The organism is Rhodopseudomonas julia, from assembly GCF_030813515.1.
GTDB lineage: Bacteria > Pseudomonadota > Alphaproteobacteria > Rhizobiales > Afifellaceae > Afifella > Afifella julia.
Map to the genome: position 1 here is coordinate 224,859 of NZ_JAUSUK010000002.1, position 16,256 is coordinate 241,114.

The 16,256-nt window shown below is 62.0% G+C and carries 15 protein-coding genes; 10 read left to right on the forward strand and 5 right to left on the reverse strand.

The features are described from left to right. Positions 1–4: 4 nt before the first annotated feature. A complete protein-coding gene (locus J2R99_RS10205) occupies positions 5–433 on the forward strand; it encodes a phage holin family protein (RefSeq protein ID WP_307154383.1) in 429 nt (142 codons plus the stop codon). 104 nt (positions 434–537) lie between these two features. Here J2R99_RS10205 and J2R99_RS10210 read toward each other — a convergent pair whose 3' ends face one another. Then, positions 538–1,212 (reverse strand): YjbE family putative metal transport protein, encoded by a 675-nt coding sequence (locus J2R99_RS10210; protein ID WP_307154384.1) that lies wholly within the window; start codon positions 1,210–1,212, stop codon positions 538–540. Positions 1,213–1,598: 386 nt separating this feature from the next. Here J2R99_RS10210 and J2R99_RS10215 point away from each other — a divergent pair, with 386 nt between their 5' ends. From J2R99_RS10215 to J2R99_RS10230, 4 genes are all read left to right on the forward strand, one after another. Further along, on the forward strand, positions 1,599–2,081 hold the full coding sequence (locus J2R99_RS10215) for a PilZ domain-containing protein (RefSeq protein ID WP_307154385.1): 483 nt from the start codon (positions 1,599–1,601) through the stop codon (positions 2,079–2,081). Between the two features lie 424 nt (positions 2,082–2,505). Continuing rightward, positions 2,506–3,006, forward strand: coding sequence for a hypothetical protein (locus J2R99_RS10220; RefSeq protein ID WP_307154386.1), 501 nt, complete (start codon positions 2,506–2,508; stop codon positions 3,004–3,006). A gap of 75 nt (positions 3,007–3,081) precedes the next feature. Continuing rightward, a complete protein-coding gene (locus tag J2R99_RS10225; protein ID WP_307154387.1) occupies positions 3,082–3,561 on the forward strand; it encodes a Dps family protein in 480 nt (159 codons plus the stop codon). Between the two features lie 121 nt (positions 3,562–3,682). After that, positions 3,683–3,877, forward strand: coding sequence for a hypothetical protein (locus tag J2R99_RS10230; RefSeq protein WP_307154388.1), 195 nt, complete (start codon positions 3,683–3,685; stop codon positions 3,875–3,877). 87 nt (positions 3,878–3,964) lie between these two features. On the opposite strand, the gene J2R99_RS10235 is transcribed toward J2R99_RS10230, so the two are convergent. Then, the gene (locus J2R99_RS10235; RefSeq protein ID WP_307154389.1) at positions 3,965–4,303 is read right to left on the reverse strand and encodes a DUF1289 domain-containing protein; all 339 of its coding nucleotides are present in this window, start codon (positions 4,301–4,303) and stop codon (positions 3,965–3,967) included. Between the two features lie 173 nt (positions 4,304–4,476). Between J2R99_RS10235 and J2R99_RS10240 the strand changes: the two genes are divergently transcribed. From J2R99_RS10240 to J2R99_RS10250, 3 genes are all read left to right on the forward strand, one after another. After that, positions 4,477–6,939 carry a PAS domain S-box protein gene (locus J2R99_RS10240; RefSeq protein WP_307154390.1) on the forward strand — a complete coding sequence of 821 codons (2,463 nt, stop codon included), beginning with the start codon at positions 4,477–4,479 and terminating at the stop codon, positions 6,937–6,939. 120 nt (positions 6,940–7,059) lie between these two features. Continuing rightward, positions 7,060–8,160 (forward strand): efflux RND transporter periplasmic adaptor subunit, encoded by a 1,101-nt coding sequence (locus tag J2R99_RS10245; protein WP_307155674.1) that lies wholly within the window; start codon positions 7,060–7,062, stop codon positions 8,158–8,160. Further along, the gene (locus J2R99_RS10250; protein ID WP_307154391.1) at positions 8,157–11,249 is read left to right on the forward strand and encodes an efflux RND transporter permease subunit; all 3,093 of its coding nucleotides are present in this window, start codon (positions 8,157–8,159) and stop codon (positions 11,247–11,249) included. Before J2R99_RS10245 ends, J2R99_RS10250 begins: the two co-directional genes overlap by 4 nt. Before the next feature lie 38 nt (positions 11,250–11,287). Here the strand turns inward: J2R99_RS10250 and J2R99_RS10255 are convergent, their stop codons facing one another. The 3 genes from J2R99_RS10255 to J2R99_RS10265 form a co-directional block, all read right to left on the reverse strand. After that, positions 11,288–11,764 carry an RrF2 family transcriptional regulator gene (locus J2R99_RS10255; protein ID WP_307154392.1) on the reverse strand — a complete coding sequence of 159 codons (477 nt, stop codon included), beginning with the start codon at positions 11,762–11,764 and terminating at the stop codon, positions 11,288–11,290. A gap of 135 nt (positions 11,765–11,899) precedes the next feature. Then, the gene (locus J2R99_RS10260; protein WP_307154393.1) at positions 11,900–12,409 is read right to left on the reverse strand and encodes a MarR family winged helix-turn-helix transcriptional regulator; all 510 of its coding nucleotides are present in this window, start codon (positions 12,407–12,409) and stop codon (positions 11,900–11,902) included. Between the two features lie 64 nt (positions 12,410–12,473). After that, a complete protein-coding gene (locus J2R99_RS10265) occupies positions 12,474–13,172 on the reverse strand; it encodes a Crp/Fnr family transcriptional regulator (RefSeq protein WP_307154394.1) in 699 nt (232 codons plus the stop codon). Between the two features lie 317 nt (positions 13,173–13,489). On the opposite strand from J2R99_RS10265, the gene J2R99_RS10270 reads away from it, so the two are divergent. Next, positions 13,490–15,700 carry an HWE histidine kinase domain-containing protein gene (locus tag J2R99_RS10270; protein WP_307154395.1) on the forward strand — a complete coding sequence of 737 codons (2,211 nt, stop codon included), beginning with the start codon at positions 13,490–13,492 and terminating at the stop codon, positions 15,698–15,700. A gap of 155 nt (positions 15,701–15,855) precedes the next feature. Then, positions 15,856–16,239: a response regulator gene (locus J2R99_RS10275; protein WP_370872417.1), complete on the forward strand. Its 384-nt coding sequence runs from the start codon at positions 15,856–15,858 to the stop codon at positions 16,237–16,239. The last annotated feature ends 17 nt before the right edge of the window (positions 16,240–16,256 follow it).

Below are 16,256 nucleotides of genomic sequence, written 5' to 3' on the forward strand. Positions count from 1 at the left end.
TTTCATGCTCAGGCTGCTTTCTTCGATCAGCTTTGCCTACGGCGCTGCAAATCTGCGGCGCCGTATCCGTGTCATGGCGCGACAGGCCATTCTCATGGCGATCGGCGCCGTCATTCTGCTTTACGCGCTCGGTTTCGGGCTGGTGACACTTCATATCTGGCTCTCCAGCCTGTGGGGTTCGCTTGTGTCCGCGGGCGTGATCGGCGCCGTGCTTTTCGTCATCGGGCTTATCGTGCTTCTTCTGGCGCTGAGGCCTCACCGGGAGCAGGCGCGTTCCGTTGAACAGCCTCTCAGCCAGATGAGCGCAACCGCGCATGATACCTATGACCGGATGCAGCGCTCGCTTCGGCAAAGCGGTTCGCCGCTCGCCAACCCGGTCGTGCAGGCGGCGGGCATCGCCCTCATCATCGGCGTCCTTCTCGGCCGCCGCTAACCTTCGCGCAATTGTGCCGGCTTGTGCTGGTCACACTCACACATGTTTGGGCCGCTCGTCTCTCGTTGAGGCGGGCGGCCTTTACAGTTTCGTGCTTTGAAAATTCACGGTCGATGCAGCAGCAGAACGAGATCGCCGAAATCTGAAAGTTCATCCGCCAGTGGCAGATGCGCCGCCGTCGCAAGATCGATACCGCCCTCCCAGATCATTCCACCTGCCACATAGACCAGGAAGACGAGGCCCACATAGGAGATCCAGCGGTGGCGAACGAGAAGCTTCACAATGAGGCTTGCTGCGAGCGCCATCAGCGCGATCGAGAGCACGAGACCAAAGACGAGGAGAAGCGCGTTGCCCCGGGAGATCGAGGCGACTGCGAAAACATTGTCGATGGACATGGAGACGTCCGCAACGGCGATGGAGACGAGCGCCTGCATGATCCCGGCTCCGTCTGCTTGCCGCTCGTTTTCCGTCGTTTTGGCGTTGGCCATCTCTGCTCCTGTCGGGCCCTTCTCGCCGACGTCGCGGTAGAGCCGCCAACAAACCCATAAGAGGAGCAAACCGCCGGCCAGCACGATGCCTGGTATGCCGAGGAGATAGGTGAAGAGGATCGCGCCGAGGATTCGGATGGTGGCCGCCAGACCGATGCCGCAGAGGATGGCGGGTCGCCGCAATTGCGGCGGAAGTGCCGAGGCCGCAAGGCCGATGACGAGTGCATTGTCCCCGGACAGGACGACATCGAGCCAGACGATCGACAAAAGCGCGAGGAGGCCTTCCCACATCAGCTCATCCCCTCAACTGTGTTCGCAGGGGGCATTGCCGCTGTGGTTGTTCGCGGCTCTTGAGGTGTGCGCAATCGGACGGGCGCATCGGGCGACGAAGGCAAAGGGTGAGGGAAGGCTATCAAAGCCTCTCTCCGACATCGTGGCGGCGGGCTCCGATTTCCAGTGGGTGCGCCCCAATGAAGCATTAGGGAAGCATTTGAGGTCGCAGCGACAATCTAGCCGTGTCCGGATGCTGCGCTTGGCTCCGCGGGAGAACCGCCAAAATGCTTTCCGATCTCTTTCCGCCTCCGAGATAGCCGGGTTCTGCGCGGTAACCTTCCTCTCATTTTCTCGCGCTATAGTCCTCCTGCAGGCCGTGCTCAGCCCGGTCCGGAGGGGATACGATGCTTCACTCGAAGGCGCTGCCTGGCAGCGCGTCCGATGTGCCAATCGCAGAAAATCCAGCCGATGCTCGGTTGGAGGGATCCCGCTTTGGGCGGCACACCCAATTGCAGCGGGAGGATGGTGCGCCACGTGAGGCGGAGACACGCGCCGCGGAGACGCCCAATGCCGTTGCCGACAAGGTGACGGATCTTCTCGACTTTCGCCGCCGGGGAGCCGTGCGGCTGCAGACGGCGATCGACGCCCATCTGGTGTTTGCGGAAAACAGCGTCTCGCGCTGCATCATCCGCGACCTTTCCACCGCCGGGGCGCAGCTCGAGGTCGAGGAGGGCGTCAAGCCGGACAGCGAGATGATCCTCGCAGTGCCTCAGGTGAATATCGCGATCGTTTGCGAGCTCGCCTGGCGGCGCGGCAAACGCATGGGCGTTCAGTTCTGCCGCGGGCGTATTCCATCCGACAAGATCGCCGAGATGATGAAGCTCTGACAGGGACGATCGCGCATCACGCGTTCGTCCGTGCGGTTCTTCCTTCAGCCAACAGGATCGTCGGACTGGTTTAAGCCGCCCCTTGAGAGCCAGCAGCGCCGGGATCCAGCTGTTGTCGGCACACCGGCCGTCGCACGAATTCCACCCGGCCACCGAGACGCACAAACCTCGCACTTGCGGCAGACAACGGGTGCAAGGGGCGCAGGATCGTCGCCTCGGCATACCCCGCAATCTGTCTGGCAAAAGCGTGACGCAGAAGCGTTAGGTCTCGTTCGTCCAGACGATTGACGCCTCAGGCTTCGGATTGCGGTGCGGTGAAACGCGTTGTGCCGCCGAATGCCTTTGAAAACCGGAGTCTTATTGTCTACTTTATGTCCGTTCAAAAGTGCGATCCTATTGTCAGGCGCTTGCGCAGAGAGGTTTCATGGCACTGAGGCACGGGCAGGGTAGTGAAGCTGCGGAGATGGTCCCCGCTGAACGGGAGACGAATATCGTCGCCTTTCCCGCCTGCGAAGCCTTCGGGCCGAGGGCATCGGATGCGCGCGGTCTGACGCAAGCGGAAGAGATCGAACTCGACCGTCTGCGCTGGTTCGTCCTCAAAAGCCTGTTGTCGTCTCAAACCGATCTCGAGCGAGCCTGTTTCGTGCTTGCCGCCGAACCGGATGCGTCGCTCGAGCGCTTCGCGATCGCCTTCTTTCGGGCGATGTCTTCAAAGGCGCGCCGGCAGCTCGTTTTCTATCGACCGGGCACGCGCAATTTCTCCACGGATGAAGCCTGGCTTCTGCGACTAATGGGGGCATGGCGCTCAGGCGACGAAATGAGCGTTCGCGCGTTAATCGCCTGGAGGGTCAAACCCGAAGGGCATCGCTGGCTGCGTTTCTTGTCGCGCGGGCTGGCATTTGCTCTCGTTGCGGAAACCCCTTGAAGCTGGAAAGCAGCTGGTCTAGTTTAGAGGTATTCTAATTTAGGCAGACGCCGAATCGTACCGATGGAGGGCATAATGGGTCTGGTGGCAGCAAAGATCGAACCGAGCGCGAAACAGGATATCGTCGAGGGTCTCACGCAGAGTCTCGCCGAGACCGCTGTGGAAATGACAAAGGCGCAGAATTTCCACTGGAACGTCACCGGCATGGCTTTTGGCCCGCTGCACGAGCTGTTCCAGAAAATGTATGAGGACCACTTCGAAGCGATGGACGTCCTCGCCGAGCGGGTCAAGGCGCTCGATGCGCATGCGGAAGGCCGCTATTCGAAGTATCTGGAACGCAGCGCCGTGGAAGAGCATGACGGCCATGCGACCGATCGCGAGATGGTTGCAGCACTCCTGGCCGACCAGGAAACGCTGTCGTCGACGCTTTCGGCTCTCTGCAGCGTTTCAGAAAAGCACGGCGATTGGGCGACCAACGACCTCGCGACCGAGCGCGTCGCTGCGCACGACAAGTTCGCCTGGATGCTGCGGTCTCATCTCGGCGAAAACGCCTGATCTTCTTCTGAGTTCGAGGGGGGCGTCAGTCCCCGCTTACTGTTCTTCGTCAGGGGCTGGTGCGAACGCGCCGGCCCCTGATGCGTTTATTTGTCCCGTGATGCAAGCGAAGGAGGCTCGAATGAGCAGCCAGGGGTTTTATGGGCATGCTGGCCGGCCACCAGCCGAAGTGTTCCCGGTGGCGCGAGAAAGCGACAAGGCGCGGCTCGCCGCGGAAAGGCTTGAGAGGGAGCTCGAGGAAGGGCTTGAGGAGACATTCCCCGCAAGCGACCCGCCGGCCCCGACGCAGCCGCACAAGAAGGTCGACGAGGATTGATTCATGCCAAGCGGCGGCGGGGCTCAGGACGTGCCGATCCGAAGACGCGTCCTTGCCTCACGCCTCGAAGCCTCACGCCTCCAGGCCTCACGCGTCGACGGTGAGCTTGTCGAGCGGGCAGGGGACACCCTGCTTTTCGCATTTTCGACGATAGGCGGTTGCCCAAAAGGGAAGGCCGCCCTGTTCCTTCAGTCTCTCAACCAGTGCCGTCAGGAAGGCCTTCTTGTCGTCCTTGCTGTCGAGCCGCTTGAATGAAGCCTTGTCCTCCCGCGACATGCTGCAGCCGATGCAGCGGCCTTTGCGCTTAAATTTGCACACGTCAATGCACGGCGAAGGTGCATTCTTCCACGTCTTGGTCATGCGGCCCTGGCGGTCTCGGTCAATCAATGAGGGACATCTCGCAATCCTGCGAGCAGCCTGAAACATTTGTCGAGCGGCTGCCTACGTCAAGTGGGGACAATTGTCCTGCGCAACCGTTTTAACGGCCTTGCTTGCGCGCTATCCCTTCCGTTGGCAGGTTGACGCGAGAGGCCAAGCGACAAGCGGGCCCATCACGGCAGATTTGTCGACGCAAGATTCCGGGAAGGCAGAAGCTACAAGTGGTCGTTGCAGAAAGTGAAGCCAGATTCAGAAGGATTGCCGACAGCGCCCCGGCCATGATCTGGGTGACCGACGCAGAAGGCCGCGTCATCTTCGCCAATCGCTACTATGAGACGGTTCTGGGCGCTCCTGCTGTGACAATGCTTGGCGATGGCTGGCAGCGTGCGGTGCTGCCGGAGGATCTGCCGAGCTTCTATGCCGCCTTCATGACCGCCTTTGCTGCTCGACAGTCGTTTCGCGTCGAGATCCGCTTCATCGACAAGCATGGCCAGGCCAGATGGTACCGCTGCGCGGGTGCGCCGCGATATGATTCCCTTGAGCGCTTCCTCGGTTTCACCGGCTGCAACCTCGATATTTCTGAGGGCAAGCGCGCCGCTGAAGAATCGCGCCGCAACGAGTTGCGCTTCAGGGCCATCGCGGAATCGATGCCGCAGATTGTCTGGTCGGCCCTGCCGGACGGGCGCCTCGATTACTTCAATCAGCGCTGGACGGAATATACCGGCCAAACGGGTGCGGACGCCGTCGAGAACTGGCCGCAGATCATTCATGCGGACGACAGGGACCGCACCGGGCGGACCTGGGAGGCGTCGCTTAACACCGGGGAAACCTACGAGATCGAATACCGCTTGCGTCGCCATGACGGCGTCTACCGGTGGTCGCTCGCCCGGGCACTGCCGGTCTATGACGAGGCGACCGGGGAGATCCTGCGCTGGTTCGGCACCTGCACCGACATCGAAGATCAGGTGGCGGCACGCCAGGCTCTCGCCCGCTCGCAGGAAGAGCTGGAAAAGGTCGTCAGCGAGCGGACCGCCGCTCTTCAATCTGCCAATGAGCAATTGCGCAAGGAGATCATCGAGCGCGAGCATGCGGAAGAGGCCTTGCGCCAGGCCCAGAAGATGGAGGCGATCGGCCAGCTCACGGGTGGCGTCGCGCACGATTTCAACAATCTTCTGACGGTGATTTCCGGCAATCTGGAGCGGCTTCTGCGGCGTCTCGACGACGACGCGCCCGATCTCGGGCGCATCCGGCTTGCGGCAGAACACGCCATGCGGGGTTCGAAAAGGGCGGCCGAGCTCACCGAAAGGCTCCTCTCGTTTGCCCGCCGGCAGCCGCTCAGACCGAAGCCTGTCGACGCGACGCAATTGGTCATGGGCATGGCGGATCTTCTCGAACGCACGCTCGGCGAGCAGATCGAATTGAAAACCGAGGTCGATGATGATGTGTGGCCGGCTACGGTCGATGCCAATCACCTCGAAAGTGCCATCCTCAATCTGGCCGTCAATGCACGCGATGCCATGCCGGGGGGCGGGGTCCTGACGATCTCGTTGAGCAACCAGGCTGTTGAGGCTAAGGGCTCCGCCGATGTCGATCCTGATATGCTGCCGGGCGATTACGTGCGCCTGTGCATCTCCGATACGGGCACCGGGATGAGCCAGGAGACGCGCGCCCATGCCTTCGATCCGTTTTTCACGACCAAAGAGATCGGTGCAGGAACCGGCCTTGGCCTGTCGCAGGTCTATGGCTTCTTGAAGCAATCGGGCGGTGGCATCACGCTCAACTCGGAAATGGGCGAAGGAACGGAGATCTGCCTGTTCCTGCCGCGCTCCAGTGAGAACCTGCAGAATATCTTGGGTGAGAGCCTTGCTGCGACGACGGCGCTTTCTGCAAAAGCCGGCGAAGGAACCATCCTTGTCGTCGAGGACGACGACGATGTTCGTCGCCATTCCACCAGCCTTCTGGCCGAGTTGGGCTATCGCGTTTTAGAGGCAGGGGACGGAGAGAGGGCTCTTGCGCTCTTGCGCGACAACGCGGACGTCGACCTGCTCTTCACCGATGTCGGGCTTCCCGGCGGCTTGAACGGTCGCGCGCTTGCCGAAAGGGCGCTTGCGGAAAGGCCAGATATCCGCGTGCTTTTCACCTCCGCTTATGCGCATGAGGTGTTCAAGAGCGAAGACAATCTGGGCAAAAGGGCTGAGATCCTGGCAAAACCTTTCGACAGCGCACTCCTGGCGGGGCGGCTTACAGCGCTTCTTTCCGAAGAGCCGCCGGCCGGAAAGCCTGGCGATCCGGCACACGAGCCCGTCATCTTGCTCGTCGAGGACGAAATGCTGATCTCGATGCTGGCAACGGAGCTGCTTGAGGAACTCGGCCTCGGGGTCGAAACTGCGACCAGCGCGGCCCAGGCGATGGGGGTGCTTTCGCAAGATCCCGCGCGGTTTGATGTTGTGATGATCGATATCGGGCTGCCGGACCGCAACGGTGATGAGCTGGCGGACGACGTGCGCGCTCTTCGTCCTGAGGTGCCGATCATCTTTGCGTCCGGCCGTTCCTCCTCCGAGCTGGAGGAGACCTACCGCCACGACCGAAAGATTCGGGTCGTCTCAAAGCCTTATGATGGTCGGGCCTTGGCCGCGAAGCTCTCCGAGCTTGGCGTTTGCGTGCGCCCTGCGGCGCCCTTCTGACAGAAATTTAAGTCGCTCTTCCTGCTTGCGGCGCGGTAACATGAAATCTCTTTATGTGCCTGGTCGGCCCCCGCGTCGGCTGTTTAAAGGTCGCGACAGCGGAGCGCCTCTTTGTCCTTTGTGAAGCAGGTCATTGTCGTCGCTTTGATCGGAGCGACCGCGCTCGCAGGCTATGCAGCCTTCGATACATGGTTCAATGGGAGCCGCGGCAGCGAGGAGGCGCGGGCCGCGCGCGGGCCTGCGACCATCGCTGTAGAAGTCGCAGATGCCAAGGCGCAAACAATCGAGCGCAGCTTCGATGCGGTCGGCTCCACGCGTGCCCGCCGTTCCGTCGAGATCGTGCCCCTCGCTTCGGGCCGGATTACCGAGCTTTTCTTCGAAGCGGGCCAGAAGATCGAGGCGGGCGCGCCGCTGTTGACGCTCGACGACGATATCGAGGCAGCTGACGTCAAGGAGGCGGAGGCGAAACTGCGTGAGGCTGAGCTTGCGCTGGAGCGAGCTCGTTCGTTGCATCAGTCGAACACGGTCACGGCTGCGACCGTGGACAGTCTCACGGCGGCACGTGTGACAGCGGAGGCTGAGCTGGAGCGAGCGCGGCGCCGGTTTGCGGACCGCACGGTGCGGGCGCCGTTTTCCGGCATTGCGGGATTGCGTCGGATCGACCTTGGCGCACGGGCTGACGACCAGACCGTGATCACCACACTTGACGATCTCTCCTCCGTGGAAGTCGAGTTCGGTCTGCCGGAAACCGCCTTCGGCGAGGTCAAGAGCGGGTTGCCGGTTTTTGCACGTAGCGCGGCTTTCCCCGACAAGACCTTTTCTGGTGAGATCATCGCCATCGATAGCCGCATCGATCCGGCTTCGCGCGCCTTCAAGGTCCGGGCGTCCATTCCCAATGAAGATTTCGTTCTGCCGGCCGGTATGTTCATGACGCTCTCGGTGGTCCTCGATCAGCGCATCGGGGTGATGGTGCCGGAAGAGGCGGTGATGGTGGAGGGCGATGGCGCCTATCTGTTCGTGGCAGAGGGTGAGACGGCGCGGCGGCGTGCCGTTCAACTGGGCCAGCGCCAGAGAGGCGCGGTGGAAATTTCGAAGGGGCTCGCGGACGGTGAAGCCGTCATCGTGCGCGGCGTGCAACGCCTGCGCGACGGGTCCCAAATCCGCATCGTCGAAGATGCCGATGACAGCAAGGCGGCGGCGGACGCTGACGGTATCGGATGATTCTCTCCGATATCAGCATCAAGCGGCCGGTTCTCGCCGCAGTCGCCTCGATCCTGATTGTGGTCTTCGGGCTTGCGGCGATCTTGAGCATTCCGATCCGAGAACTGCCGGACGTCGATACCGCCGTCGTCACCGTCACCACGTCTTATGCCGGGGCGGCGCCTGAAATCGTCGATACGGATATCACCGAGACGATCGAGGGGGCGGTGGCCGGCATCAGCGGCGTCAAATCGATCAGCTCCGAAAGCCGTCGCGGCCGCAGCCGCACCACAATCGAATTCGTCATCGGCCGCAACATCGACGAGGCGGCGAACGATGTCCGGAGCGCTGTTGCGCGCGTGCGCGGCGACCTGCCGGATGATGTCGACGAACCGCAGGTGGTCAAGAACGACGCCGATGCGGACCCCGTCATCCGCCTTGCGGTGACCGACCCCCATATGTCGTCGGCGCAGATCACCGACTATCTGCAGCGCTATCTCGTCGACAGGCTGGCGACGCTCGATGGGGTCGCCAATGTCGAAATTTTCGGCGAGCGCAGCTATGCGATCCGCATCTGGCTCAATCGCGAAGCGATGGCGGCGCGCAATCTGACCGTTGCCGATGTGGAAGATGCGATCCGCCGCAACAATGTCGAATTGCCGGCCGGAGATCTGGAATCCTCGCGTCGTCAGCTCGCCGTGCGGGTCGACAGTCGCGTCGCCGGCGTGGACGCCTTCTCCAATATCGTCGTCGATCGTATCGCCGGTTTTCCGGTTCGGCTGAAGGATATCGCGCGGGTTGAACTCGGCGTGGAAGATGACACGACGCTCGTTCGCCTCAACGGCGTTGAGGCGGTCGGTCTCGGCATTTCGCGTCAGTCCCAGGCCAATACGATCGCCATCTCGCGTGCCGTTGCCGGCGAGCTGGAGCGTATCCGCCCGACTCTGCCCGAAGGGATGGAAATCACCGTCGGCTCCGATGATGCCGTCTTCATCCAGGCCTCAATCCGGGAAGTTCTGACGGCGCTTGTGATCTCGCTTGTCCTCGTCGTGCTCGTCATTCTGGCGTTTCTGCTTTCCGTGCGCGCGACGCTGGTGCCGGCCGTCACCATCCCGGTGTCCTTGATCGGCTGCTTCATTCTCATTTCGGCGCTCGGTTTTTCCATCAATGTGTTGACGCTGCTCGCGCTCATTCTTGCGATCGGGCTCGTTGTCGACGACGCGATCGTGGTGCTGGAGAACATCCAGCGCCGCATTGATGAGGGGGAGACGCCGATGGTGGCGGCATTCCTCGGCTCCCGGCAGGTGACGTTTGCCGTTCTCGCAACCTCGCTCACTTTGATCGCCGTCTTCATCCCGATCTCTTTTCTGCAGGGACAGGCGGGACGGCTCTTCACCGAATTCGGCTTCGTCATGGCGAGTGCCGTGGCGATCTCCACCTTCGTCGCTTTGACGCTGTGCCCCGTGCTCGCGTCGCGGCTCTTGAAGCGGCACCGACATCCGGCGGGCCAGGACGACAGCGGTCGGCCATCGCGGTTCCGACGTGGGTATGAAGCGCTGCTGAAGCGTGCGCTCAACATGCCCCTTGTGGTGATCTCTGTCGCTCTCGTCGTCGCGGCAGGCGGCATTCTTCTTTATCAGGAGCTGCCGCGCGAGCTGACGCCCAAAGAGGATCGTGGCGTCATCTTCATTCCGCTGACCACGCCGCAGGGATCCACCACCGCCTATACCGACGGCGAAGTGCGCGTGCTGGAGCGGGAGCTCGAGCCGCTTCTTCAAGGCGCGGACGTGCGTTCGGTTTATTCGATCGTCGGCTCCTGGGGCCGACCGTATCGGGCTTTCGTGCTGGTGCGCCTGGCGCCCTGGGAGGAGCGCGAGCGGGGGCAGGCGGAGGTGCAGCGCGACATCGTTCCGGCCGTCGGCAAGGTGATCGGAGCGACCGGATTTCCGGTAACTCCTGCGGGCCTTGGGCTTCGCGGTAGCAGCACGCCTCTGCGTGTGGTGGTCGGCGGCCCCGACTTCGAAAGCGTGAAGGAATGGGCCAATGCGCTCTTGGACAAGGCGCGGCAGAATGAGGGGCTGCGCAACGCCGAGCTCGATTTCGAAGAAAATCAGCCGCAGGCCGACATTCGCATCGACCGCGAGCGCCTGGACGATCTCGGTGTCAGCGTTCAGACGGTCGCGCAGACGTTGCAGACCATGTTCGCCTCGCGCGAAATCTCCGACTGGGTCGACCGCGGGCGCGAATATCCGGTGATCCTGCAGGCGCGCGAGGAAGACCGCCGTGTGCCTTCCGATATCGGCAACATCTTCATGCGCGCCGGTGACGGGGAGAACCTCTTCCCCTTGTCATCCGTCGTGAGCGTCAAGGAGGCCGCGGCCGCACCAGAGCTGCGCCGCTACAATCGCCTGCCGTCCATCACATTGGAGGCGGCGCTCGCAGAGAACTACGATCTCGGCTCCGCCATCGATTTCATCCGCGAGGCGGCCGCCGAAAGCCTGCCGCCGGAAGCTCAGATCGCGTTTGCCGGCCAGTCGCAGCAATATCTCGAAACGTCGAGCGGCGTTGCCGTCACTTTCGGCCTTGCAATCCTGATCGTATTTTTGGTGCTGGCGGCGCAGTTCGAGAGCTTCATCCATCCGCTCGTGATCATGCTCTCGGTGCCGCTCGCCTTCGCAGGTGCCATCTATGCGCTCTATTTTGCCGGGCTTTCGCTCAATATCTACAGCCAGATCGGCATCATCCTGCTGGTCGGTCTGATGGCGAAGAACGGTATTTTGATCGTCGAATTCGCCAATCAGCTGCGCGACGAAGGCATGGAGGTGCGCGAGGCGGTGATCGAAGCGTCGATCCTGCGCTTTCGCCCGATCATCATGACGGTGATTTCGACGGTGCTGGGGGCCGTGCCGCTGGTGCTCGCCTCCGGCGCCGGAGCCGAAAGCCGAAGCGCGATCGGCGTCGTCATCGTCGGGGGGCTGATGCTCGCGTCGCTGCTGACGCTCGTCGTGACGCCCGTGCTCTACGATCTTCTGGCGCGGTTCACCGAGCCGAGGGGCGCGGTTGAAAAGCGGCTTGCGGCCGAACTGCCGCCCAGCGGGCGCCGTACATAACGCCCGCTCGGAGCTGCGAAACGAGAGAGATGCAGCTTCTAGGTTGACATCATCCGGGGGATTTCGACCCCCATCGTCAAACGATCGATCTCGTCACCTGCGTCGCCGCTGTGCCCTGGATTGCGCACCATCAGGTCTTCGAGTGTGTGCTGGTCGAGCACTTCCGTGAAGGCACCAAGAGCCTGGCTGAAGATACGGTTGACCGGGGAGAGCGGCCGGATGGAGCAATCGATCGTTTCGCCGAAGCAATCCGCCTCCACGCTCGTCGCCTCGGTGAGGCGCACGACATCGCCGAGATGGATTTCAGCCGGCGCGCAGGCGAGACGCACGCCGCCTGTGCGGCCGCGCATGGTCTTCAAGAAGCCGCCCTGCACCAGGAGTGCGACGAGCTTGGCGACGTTGTGCTCCGTGATGAGGGTCGCGCGCGCGATCTCTCCGGCATTCGTCTGGCGTCCGAGACGCGCGCAATGCAGCAAAATCCGCAGCGCCTGACTGGTCTGTTTCGTGAGCCGCATGGGATTGCGCTCCTAAATGTTCGGCATGTCCGGATTCGGGACGGACACGCTCCTGTCTGCAATATGCCTTCGGCCCGAAGAGCGTCAACGGGTGCGTCAAAATACCGTGCCGGTAAGTTGTGAAAACAGCAGGCTTTAGCGCAGACGATGCAGCGCCGTTGCGAGGTTCTCTTCCATTTGCTCCAGAACGGCGGCGGCGCTTCTGAGGGCTTCCGGCGAGAAGTCGCGCGTGGCGATCTCCGCGAGTCTCCTCCAGACGGCATCGATGGAGCCGAGCCTCGCTTCGCCGTCGCGGCTCAAGCGCACGACGCTTCTCCGGTGATCGGAGCGGTGGCTGTCGCGCTCGATCAGGCCGACCGCCTCGAGTCGTTCCAGCATCTTGCTGATTGTCGGGGGGCGCACGCGCAACTCCCGGGAAAGCGAGGAGGGCGAGTGTTCGCCATTCTCATATAAGGCGCGCAGCAGCTTGTCCTGGCCGGGATGGATGCCGATCTCGGCCAATTCGATGCCGAGAAGGGCACGGCAGAGTTTGGCGGCTTCGACGAGCATTGTAACCGCGTCGAGACGGAGTTCGTCGCAACCGAGGACGGCGGTGGAACTGGAAGCCGTCTCTCGAGGATTGCCGTCAGGATCGGATGGATTCATTCACGCTCAGAGTTATCGTGTGCCGCGTCATCCTCGGTGATGTCGCGGCGGCGGCTGGCGCGCATTAAAGTGCTTTAATTCGCTGTTCGCCTCCTGCGCCCTGAGGGCCGGGGAACCAGCTCGTGTCGATCTCATAATAATGGTCTGCGAAATCTATCAGCGTCATTGCGCGCTCTTCGCTCGGAAACGAGATCCAGCGTCCCTGGCGAGCGACGAGGCCATCCTCTTTGAGCTGCTTCAGGGCATTGCTGACGGAAATGTTGCTGAGACCGATCATGTCGCCGATCACATCCTGCTGCAGAGGCAGCTCGAATGCGTCGGCATATGAGGGCTCCATGATCCGCAGGCGCGCCCGACATTGCAGAAGAACCAGGAGGACCCGAAGGGCGGCTGGCATGCGGCCGGTGGCCCGCAGGCGGTCGAGAACCGCTGCATGGTCGATCATGGCAAAGGTGTAGAAGAGCGCCGTGAGCTTCGAAGATTTCGAGAAGACGCCACGGAGACCCGATTTGGGGAACGGACAGATCACCCCATCGGTCGCGGCCGCGATGCCACAGGTGCTCTCGGCGAAGGCGATCTGATTGGTGCCGACGATGTCGCCCGGGAAATGCAGGTCGAGGATCTGACGGCGGCCGTCGGGGGTATGAATGAAGGTGTAGACCCAGCCAGAATCGAGAACGAAGAGACGGTTCGGCTCGCCTTCGTCGACCAATGTCTCGTGCCGCCTTACCGTGCGGCTTTCGCGTTCTAATTCGCTGAGCAAGCGTTTCTCGGCGTCACTCAGGACGACGTAATGGGATATCTTGCGAGCGAGGCAGCTTTCGTCCCCATGCATGGTGCCTGTTCCGTTCCCCCTGCCAGGCGATCGAGGCAAGGCAAAGCCCCGGAGGCTCCTGGTCACATGAAGTTGGTCAAGCCGCCGAAATCCACCGAGCCGTGGAAGCTTCAAACCAGCGACAAACGCTCTAAAACTATTCTATGGACGATTCTTCTAGCATGATTTGATGTTTCCCGCCCAATCGTACAATCCTGGAAGAGTCTGCCCCTTCGTCTCCCGCCCGCCCCATAGGTGACGCCAGCGTGCCGCTTTCCAGGCTTTTGTACGAACCGCCGGCTTCCCAAGAGCCGCCACCGTCCCCGCCGAGCCCTTCGCTCGCCCGCACGGCTGCGCTCGTCGGTGTCCTCGGGGCATTCATCGTTCTCGCTGCCGTCGCATCGATCTCCTACCTGCAGTGGCGCGATCTGACGGAGAATATGCGTAGCTCCACGGCCAGCTCGGCGTTTTTTCTGGCTGACCATGCGGCGAGGCTTTTCGAAGTCTCCGATCTCGCGCTTCGCAAGGCGGCGGACGCCATCGGTGAGCGCGATTGGGACGAGATCGAAGCCTCGCGTTCCCTTCAGGACGAGCTCGTCGCCCTGCGTGCCGACCTTCCCTATGTCGATGAATTGTGGGTCAATGACAGTACGGGAGAGTTGCGTCTCACCACCTTTCGCTTCCCGGCCCCCAAGGCCAATCTCTCCGACCGCGATGTGTTTCAGGCCCACCGCACGCAGGATGCGGGTCTCTTCGTCGGCCAGCCGATTATCGGGCGGGTGACGGAAAGGCCGACATTTCTTGTCAGTCGCCGGCTCGGCGGGGAGGAGTTCAAAGGCATCGTTTCGGCGAGCCTGGCACTCGACTATTTCAACACCTTCTGGAAGCGGATCCCGTTGCCACCCGATGCGAGGGTCGCGCTCTTCAGAAAGAGCGATCAGTCGGTTTTGGCAAGTTTCCCACAGGCGCCCTCCGACGCGGCGCCGATCCCTTTCAATGCGGCGCTCGAGGGGATGATCGCCCAAGATCCGGTGGAGGGAAGCTACACCAACCTCGCGCAGGAAAAGGACGTCAGGTTCGGTTCCTATCACCAGGTTGGCACTCTGCCCCTTTATGTTCGTGTCAGCGTGCCGCGGCAGGCGCTCTTTTCGTTCTGGGTGCGGCAGGCCCGACCGAACGCGTTTTTCGCTCTCGCGGCGATTTTGTCGCTTATCGCTCTTACGGTTTTCGCCCGCCATCAGGCTCGGCGCGAGGATGAAAGCCGCACCTTCCTCAAGGACGAGGTCGCCCGACAAACGGTGGCATTACGGGAGGAAACCCAGGCTCTCGAGGCGCTCAACGGCGCAAGCCGCATCCTTTCCGCCGAACTTGACCCCAGCCGCGCGATCCGCACCATCGTCCAGGCGAGCGTGGTGATGAGCGGGGCGCGCGCCGGCGCCTTTTTGCCGGCAGATCAGAAGCGGGCGGAGAGAAACGAGAGCGACCGTATCGTTGTCCGAAACGAGGATTTTCGGGCTGGTTTTCTCCGCTTTGTCGATGATCATCGTGGCGAGCTTCTGCGTTCCGGCCACAATATTTTGCGGGTGGACGAGACGCGCGAATGGACGGCGGAGGACGAGGCATCCGTTGTCGGCAGCTTCTTGGCCGTGCCGATCATCTCACGCTCGGGCGAAGTGCACGGCGAGCTCTTCCTTGCCCATTCGAGCCCGCATGCCTTCGGGGCGCGCGCGGAACGGTTGTCGGTCGGGCTTGCCGCTCAGGCCGCGATTGCGATCGACAATGCCAATCTTTTCGAGGCCGCGCAGAAGGAAATCGCGGCCCGCAAGGAAACCCAGGTCAAGCAGGAGCTCCTCATCCGTGAACTCCACCATCGGGTGAAGAACACGTTGGCGATCGTCCAGGCGATCGCCGGCATGACGGCACGTTCGGCCGAGAATATGGGCGCCTTCAACGATGCCTTCGCGGGCCGGTTGTCGTCGCTTGCCTCCACACATACCCTTTTGACGGAATGGGCCTGGCAGAAAGCGCCTCTGGGGGATCTCATCCGCGGGCAGCTCGAGCCCTATCTGGAGCGGGTTCAGCTTGAGGGCCCGAACCTGGAGGTTGGCGCTGCTCAGGCTGTCCCGATCGGCATGGCCATTCATGAGCTCGCGACCAATGCGATCAAATATGGCGCGCTTTCGCAGGCCGAGGGCCATCTCTCCGTCGTCTGGCGCGTCGATGATGATGCAAGCGGAGAAACGCTCGGAACGTTGTTTCTGGAATGGCGCGAAAGCGGGGGACCTCCCGCCGAACCTCCGACGCGTCGCGGCTTCGGCTCGCGGCTGTTGCGGGATGTCCTGAGGGTGCAGCTTCGCGCCCGCACGGAGATCCGCTTCGAACCGAAAGGTCTGGTTTTCGAGCTCGAAGTCCCCATTGCACCGATCGTCGTGACCGACTACCCTGGCGGAGCCGTCGAGGAGAGTGCTCATTCGTGACCGAACACGGTCCGATGTGCGCAATAAAGAACGGTCTTCCGAAAAAATATCTTCTCGCCGGAACCACTTTCGTTCCGTGGCGTTAAAAACGAGCTGCGTATTGCCGTTTGCCAGCAGAAGACTTTTTTGCAGGAGAAATAGCCCGTATGCCCGCCATGTGTGCAGGAGAGACAGCGGCACCTCTCCGCGATTGCCAGATCTTATTGGTAGAAGACGAAGCTTTGGTTGCAATGGACCTCGCCTACGAGCTCGAGAAGGCCGGGGCCGAGGTGACTTTTGCGTCGACGCTCGCGGAGGCGCTCGCCATCGCCAACAGCGACGATCCTCCTCATTCCGCGGCTGTGCTTGATATCAATCTGCGGGGTGAAGAGGTTTATCCGGCGGCCGAAAGGCTCGCCGAAACAGGCGTTCCCTTTCTGTTTTGTACAGGGCACGGCAAGCTGGAAGATGTCGCACCGCGCTTTCCAGACGCGCCGGTGCTGAACAAGCCGATCATCGGACGCCAGCTCGTTTGCGCCCTCGCGGCACTGCTCCCTTAAGAGGCTTGTCGGTCTAG

Bases quoted from the DNA above. Each gene is read 5' to 3' on its own strand.
- J2R99_RS10205 (WP_307154383.1), top strand. From the start codon at position 5: ATGCTCAGGCTGCTTTCTTCGATCAGCTTTGCCTACGGCGCTGCAAAT.
- J2R99_RS10210 (WP_307154384.1), bottom strand. From the start codon at position 1,212: ATGTGGGAAGGCCTCCTCGCGCTTTTGTCGATCGTCTGGCTCGATGTC.
- J2R99_RS10215 (WP_307154385.1), top strand. From the start codon at position 1,599: ATGCTTCACTCGAAGGCGCTGCCTGGCAGCGCGTCCGATGTGCCAATC.
- J2R99_RS10220 (WP_307154386.1), top strand. From the start codon at position 2,506: ATGGCACTGAGGCACGGGCAGGGTAGTGAAGCTGCGGAGATGGTCCCC.
- J2R99_RS10225 (WP_307154387.1), top strand. From the start codon at position 3,082: ATGGGTCTGGTGGCAGCAAAGATCGAACCGAGCGCGAAACAGGATATC.
- J2R99_RS10230 (WP_307154388.1), top strand. From the start codon at position 3,683: ATGAGCAGCCAGGGGTTTTATGGGCATGCTGGCCGGCCACCAGCCGAA.
- J2R99_RS10235 (WP_307154389.1), bottom strand. From the start codon at position 4,303: ATGTTTCAGGCTGCTCGCAGGATTGCGAGATGTCCCTCATTGATTGAC.
- J2R99_RS10250 (WP_307154391.1), top strand. From the start codon at position 8,157: ATGATTCTCTCCGATATCAGCATCAAGCGGCCGGTTCTCGCCGCAGTC.
- J2R99_RS10255 (WP_307154392.1), bottom strand. From the start codon at position 11,764: ATGCGGCTCACGAAACAGACCAGTCAGGCGCTGCGGATTTTGCTGCAT.
- J2R99_RS10260 (WP_307154393.1), bottom strand. From the start codon at position 12,409: ATGAATCCATCCGATCCTGACGGCAATCCTCGAGAGACGGCTTCCAGT.
- J2R99_RS10275 (WP_370872417.1), top strand. From the start codon at position 15,856: ATGTGTGCAGGAGAGACAGCGGCACCTCTCCGCGATTGCCAGATCTTA.